The sequence below is a fragment of the Actinomycetospora sp. NBRC 106375 genome, assembly GCF_030269665.1.
Classification (GTDB): Bacteria; Actinomycetota; Actinomycetes; order Mycobacteriales; family Pseudonocardiaceae; genus Actinomycetospora.
This window is the reverse complement of the sequence record NZ_BSTS01000055.1, coordinates 1-4,810: the sequence shown is the minus strand read 5'-3', so window position 1 is coordinate 4,810 and position 4,810 is coordinate 1. Positions and strand designations below refer to the sequence as shown.

Sequence of the window (4,810 nt, the reverse complement as noted above, 5' to 3'; positions counted from 1 at the left end):
AAGAACCCCTGGTCACGCTGCACGGGACGGTACGAGCGGGCCACGCTGCTCATCCTCGCCACCGCACCCAAAGATCCACTCCTGCGACACGCTGATTTTGCAACAGGCTCTACGACGTGGAGATCCGTAAGGTCATCTGCAGCACGAACGCGATCGAGTCGCTCAACGCTCGCTACCGCCGGGCGGCCAAGGCCCGCGGGCACTCCCCCACCGAGCGAGCGGCCCTGAAGTGCCTCTACCTCGTCACCCGATCCTTGGACCCGACCGGCAAGGGCCGGGCCCGGTGGGCGAGGCGCTGGAAGCCGGCGCTCAACGCCTTCGCGATCGCCTTCCCCGGCCGTATCGTCCCGTCAACCATCAACTGACCCATCCATGCCCGTACACCGGTCATCGAACAGTCCCCATCCTCTTTGTCAACGCCGTCGGAAGTGCCACCGGGTTGGGGCCGGGAGATCGTGGGGCCGTGCGATCCGCCGCGATCTCGGTCAGTCGGCCGGTGTTGTTCCACCGCTGCTCGTACTTGATGGCGATCGCGTTCGAGGTCTTGGCGTCCTTTGCTTGACAGTCCTGTGGTCAGGACGTGTTCTGACGCAACGTCTCCGACGGCAGCACCCCGAATCGTCTCCGATACTGCTGCGAGAAGCGCCCTAGGTGATAGAACCCCCACTTCACCGCAACGTCACTGACTTGCGTGGCTTCTCCGATGAGTAGTTCGTCGCGAACTCTTTGGAGTCGGATCTCGTGCAGGTACTGAATCGGTGTGGTCTCGAGCTCCTTCCGGAACCCATTGTGAAGTGCGCGAGCGCTGACGGAGACCGCTCGCGCGAGTTGCTCGATCGTCCAAGGTTCACCGGCTCGTCGCTCGAGAAGCTCTGCGGCTCGTCGGATGTGCGATCGTCCAGCGCAGGCGGGCTCCGAGCGTAGAAGCTCGCTGTGGGAATTCGGGACGGCCAGCAGGATCTGAGTCAGTATGTACGAGTCGAGCTGAGCCTGCACCAGTCGCGGTACACCGCCGGAGGCGCTGAACGCCCCGAACTGTTGTCCGAGGTGGTGGACGGCCGCGAGCAGGCTCCGTCCGGTCGTCCCGGCCAAGTCGAAGGTCAGGTCGAACTCGGCGGTGGAAGCCTGCTGTCCGAGGAGGGCCGCGAGCTGCTCGTCGATCGACCGGCGGGAGACCTTGAGCGCGTACTGGACCGCGTCTGGGCTCCACCGCACTCGGTACGGTTCGTCGGCGTTGAACGCCGCACCGGCTACGCCTGCCGACGTTTCGGCTGTGCTCTTGCCTTGGCGGACCTGCGTGGATCCCGCGAGGGTCAGGTTGAGATGGAGGAAGGACTCCATCGCGGGGCAGGCCAGCTCGATGTCGGCCCCGTAGCGGACATGTCCGAGCGTGAGCCGGGGTGTCTGGAGATGGGCCATCCGGAACGACGGTGCAGCACGGTCGTGGGGGATCAGGCGGTGGGGGATGTAGACCGAGGCGATGTGCGTGTGCGCCCCGGCGAGGTCGAACGCCTCCAGTACGTCGATGGGGCGGCGCTCCTCGGAATCTTGCATGGCGCCGGCCTCCTTGCGAGCTCGCGCCGTGTGTTCGGTCACAGCTCCGACGGTCCCGGTGGCCCTTCATCGTTGGCGCTGGCCCCGCCGTGTGTCCATCCGGCCGTGCCGACCGTGCGGGATTCGGATAGCGCCGGGTCTTCGACGCCCTACGGCCGCGCCGGGAACTCGCCGGCTCTGACGAGGAGCCGGGCACCGGGCGGCCGAGTCGCTCCTCCAGGAACGTGGCTACGTCTCGGAGCTGCTCCATCGACCACTCCGAGGCGCTTCCCGTCCGTTGGAGCGTGGACAGCAGGTCTTCCGTGTCGATGTTGCCCCTTCGGGGGGATCCGAACGCGGTCGCGATGGTGATCGTGACCTTCAGGCCGTGCTCCCGGCCCCGACGGGTGATCTCCTCCGCAGCCCCCATGCTCTCGTCAGCGCCGACGTTCTGGTTGCGCCCCCACCGCCACCAGACGGCTGATCAGTACGACCCGATCCTTCACCGAGAAGACCGTCGACTCGTTGTGCAAGCCGTCCCGCGGCGCCACGTCGACGACACTCACATCGATCACGTGTGCCTCTCCCTCCATGGGCACCGTATCCAGCGAACACTCACCTGGCAGTTCATCGAACTGTCGGGCAGCGCCCGTGCCCAACTGTTCAGCATCTGGATAGCGCGCGGGCAGGACGCGGATAGCGCCTGGCGCTCGATCCGGCGACAGTCATGACCGCGGTTTCGCCGACCCGGTGGTCCGTATCGGGATGAATCTTCGTTCTCCCGCTTCCGATGATGGGAGTGAACATGGCTCGTCTGCAGGGAAAGACTGCTGTGATCACCGGCGCGACCGGTGGCCAGGGGCGCATCGCGTGCATGCGCTTCGCCGAGGAGGGCGCAACGGTCATCGGCACCGACCTCGATGCTGCGGCCGGCGCCGACCTGACCACGGAATTGCAGGAGAAAGGGTTTGCGATGACCTACGTCGCCGCGGACCTCGCTGACCCGGAAGGAGTCGAACGCCTCGCGGTCGCCGCCCGGGAGTTCGACGGAATCGACATCCTCTACGCCAACCACGGCATCATCCTCGGGAAGCCGTTGCTCGAGACGAGCATCGAGGAGTGGGATCACGTACAAGACGTCAACATCAAGAGCGTTTTCCTGCTGACGAAGGCCCTCGCCCCGCTGATGGAGGGCCGCGCCGCCTCGATCGTCAATGTGTCCTCCGTCGGCGGCCTGACGGTCTTCCCCAACCTCTCGGCCTACGGCGCGGCGAAAGCCGGACTGGCGATGTTCTCCAAGTGCGCAGCCGTCGACCTCGCGCAGCGAGGCATCAGGGTCAACGCCATCTGTCCAGGTGTCATCGACACCGCCATGCCACGGAACTTCGTCGCGACCCTGCCGGACAACCCCGATGAGGACGAGGTCATGAAGGGCTTCGCCCAGGGACACGTGCTAGGTCGACTCGGGCGGCCGGAAGAGGTCGTGAACCTGGCCCTGTTCCTCGCCAGCGACGAGTCCAGCTTCATGACCGGTTCCGTCCTGACCGTCGACGGCGGCTGGTCCCTGCAGTAACTCCGAGCCGCGAAAGGAATGGCCATGTCACCGCTCGACTCGACGACGTCCCTCGTGACCCACTACGGCATCCAGGCCGACCTGGTCACGAGGTTGATCACCGCGGCGTGCGACGCGTCACGCTCGCACGGCGTGCCGATGGCGATCGCCATCACCGACACCGCCGGCACGTTGCAGGGCTTCCTGCGGATGGACGGCGCTCCGCTGCTCGCCGTGCAGCTGGCCCAGGACAAGGCCTGGACGGCGGCTGCCTTCGGCATTCCGACCGACCAGTGGCACGAGTTCATCAAGGGTGACCCGCCGCTCGCCGCCGGCATCCCGACCGTCCCTCGGCTCACCGTGTTCGGCGGGGGCTTCCCGCTCAGGATCGACGGCCACCTGGTCGGCGGGCTCGGGCTCAGTGGTGGCCACTACACCGACGACATGGCCGTCGCCAGGGCAGCCCTCCTGGCGACCGGACTGGGCGAGGCGGACACGACAACGGAGGAGACACGATGACCAGCACCGTTCCACTGCCCGATCAGGACGAGATCGACGCCTACCGGGCCGCCAACGTACCGCTCTACAACGACCAGAAGCTCAAGCTCGGCATCTTCGGCACGAATGTCAGCAACGGGCTGACCATGACCAGCGCCGAGTCGACCTTCCGTCCGACCTGGCAGCAGAACCTGCGGATCGCCCGGACCGCCGACGAGCTCGGTTTCGAGTTGTTGGTCCCCGTCGCACGGTGGCGTGGCTTCGGAGGCCAGGTCGACTTCAACGGCGAGAGTCTGGAGACCTTCACCTGGGCAGCCGGTGTCGCCCAGGCCACCGAGCGGGCCATGGTGTTCGCGACCTCCCACCTCCCGACGATCCACCCGATCGTTGCCGCCAAGATGTCGACAACGGTCGACCAGATCGCCGGGGGCAGGTTCGGGCTCAATGCTGTGATGGGCTGGTTCACTCCGGAGATGGAGATGTTCGGAGCCGAGCAGCGCCAGCACGATCAGCGATACGCCTACGGCCACGACTGGATGACGCTCGTGAAGCGCCTGTGGGTCGAGGACAAGCCGTTCGATCACGATGGGGAGTTCCTCCACGTCCGAGAAGCGCAAGCCGCGCCCAAGCCGGTGCAGCCTGGAGGTCCGGTGCTGGTCAACGCGGGCAACTCGCCGGCCGGCATCCGCTTCTCCGCCAAGCACGTCGACTTCAACTTCGCGACGGTCGACACCATTGAGAACGGCACGGCGTACGCGGCCAAGGTCCGCGAGATCGCGGCCACCGAGTTCCGCCGCAAGATCGGAATGCTGACCTACGCATTCGTCATCTGCCGCGACACCGAGGCCGAGGCGAACGCGGTCCGCGACCACATCATTGAAAAAGGCGACTGGGACGGCGCAGGCAATCTCATGTCCATCCTGGGCTTGGAGAGCCAGTCGTACGGCACCCAGTTACGTGAGTTCAAGGAACGCTTCATCCTCGGCTACGGCGGATATCCGATCATCGGAACCCCCGAGCAAGTCGTCGAGGAGCTCAGCGGACTGTCCGGGGCCGGCATGGACGGCGTCATCCTTGGATTCCTTGACTACGAGCAGGAACTAGTACTACAGCCTGAGTTGTAGTCGTCCGGCTCGGGTGCGGTAGTGGCATGCGCGGGCTCGGGCTTGGTGGCGTCGTCGCCAGAGTGACCAGGTCAAGATGCTGGTCAGGCAGCGGGTCGGGGTC

5 protein-coding genes and 1 pseudogene are annotated in these 4,810 nt (G+C 65.9%); 4 read left to right on the top strand and 2 right to left on the bottom strand.

Features of this window, described 5'->3' with window-relative positions:
* Positions 1-110: 110 nt before the first annotated feature.
* Positions 111-365 (top strand): annotated as a pseudogene (locus QSK03_RS32790) (transposase); the annotation flags it as partial.
* A gap of 208 nt (positions 366-573) precedes the next feature.
* Here the strand turns inward: QSK03_RS32790 and QSK03_RS32785 are convergent.
* Both QSK03_RS32785 and QSK03_RS32780 read right to left on the bottom strand, forming a co-directional pair.
* Complete coding sequence (locus QSK03_RS32785; protein WP_285660015.1) at positions 574-1,554, bottom strand: AraC family transcriptional regulator; 981 nt, start codon at positions 1,552-1,554, stop codon at positions 574-576.
* A 416-nt stretch (positions 1,555-1,970) separates the two neighbouring features.
* Positions 1,971-2,108 (bottom strand): hypothetical protein, encoded by a 138-nt coding sequence (locus QSK03_RS32780; RefSeq protein ID WP_285660014.1) that lies wholly within the window; start codon positions 2,106-2,108, stop codon positions 1,971-1,973.
* 230 nt (positions 2,109-2,338) lie between these two features.
* Here QSK03_RS32780 and QSK03_RS32775 point away from each other — a divergent pair, with 230 nt between their 5' ends.
* From QSK03_RS32775 to QSK03_RS32765, 3 genes are read left to right on the top strand one after another with little or no spacing between them, the layout of a single operon-like run.
* Positions 2,339-3,106, top strand: coding sequence for an SDR family NAD(P)-dependent oxidoreductase (locus QSK03_RS32775; protein WP_285660013.1), 768 nt, complete (start codon positions 2,339-2,341; stop codon positions 3,104-3,106).
* Positions 3,107-3,130: 24 nt separating this feature from the next.
* Positions 3,131-3,604, top strand: a complete 474-nt coding sequence (locus tag QSK03_RS32770) for a GlcG/HbpS family heme-binding protein (protein ID WP_285660012.1) — start codon at positions 3,131-3,133, stop codon at positions 3,602-3,604.
* Entirely contained in the window at positions 3,601-4,707 is a 1,107-nt protein-coding gene (locus QSK03_RS32765; protein WP_285660011.1) for an LLM class flavin-dependent oxidoreductase, read from the top strand. Before QSK03_RS32770 ends, QSK03_RS32765 begins: the two co-directional genes overlap by 4 nt.
* Positions 4,708-4,810: the final 103 nt, after the last annotated feature.

What these genes read in the sequence shown, in the direction of transcription:
- QSK03_RS32775 (WP_285660013.1), top strand. Translation starts at nt 2,339, where the DNA reads ATGGCTCGTCTGCAGGGAAAGACTGCTGTGATCACCGGCGCGACCGGT.
- QSK03_RS32785 (WP_285660015.1), bottom strand. Translation starts at nt 1,554, where the DNA reads ATGCAAGATTCCGAGGAGCGCCGCCCCATCGACGTACTGGAGGCGTTC.
- QSK03_RS32770 (WP_285660012.1), top strand. Translation starts at nt 3,131, where the DNA reads ATGTCACCGCTCGACTCGACGACGTCCCTCGTGACCCACTACGGCATC.
- QSK03_RS32765 (WP_285660011.1), top strand. Translation starts at nt 3,601, where the DNA reads ATGACCAGCACCGTTCCACTGCCCGATCAGGACGAGATCGACGCCTAC.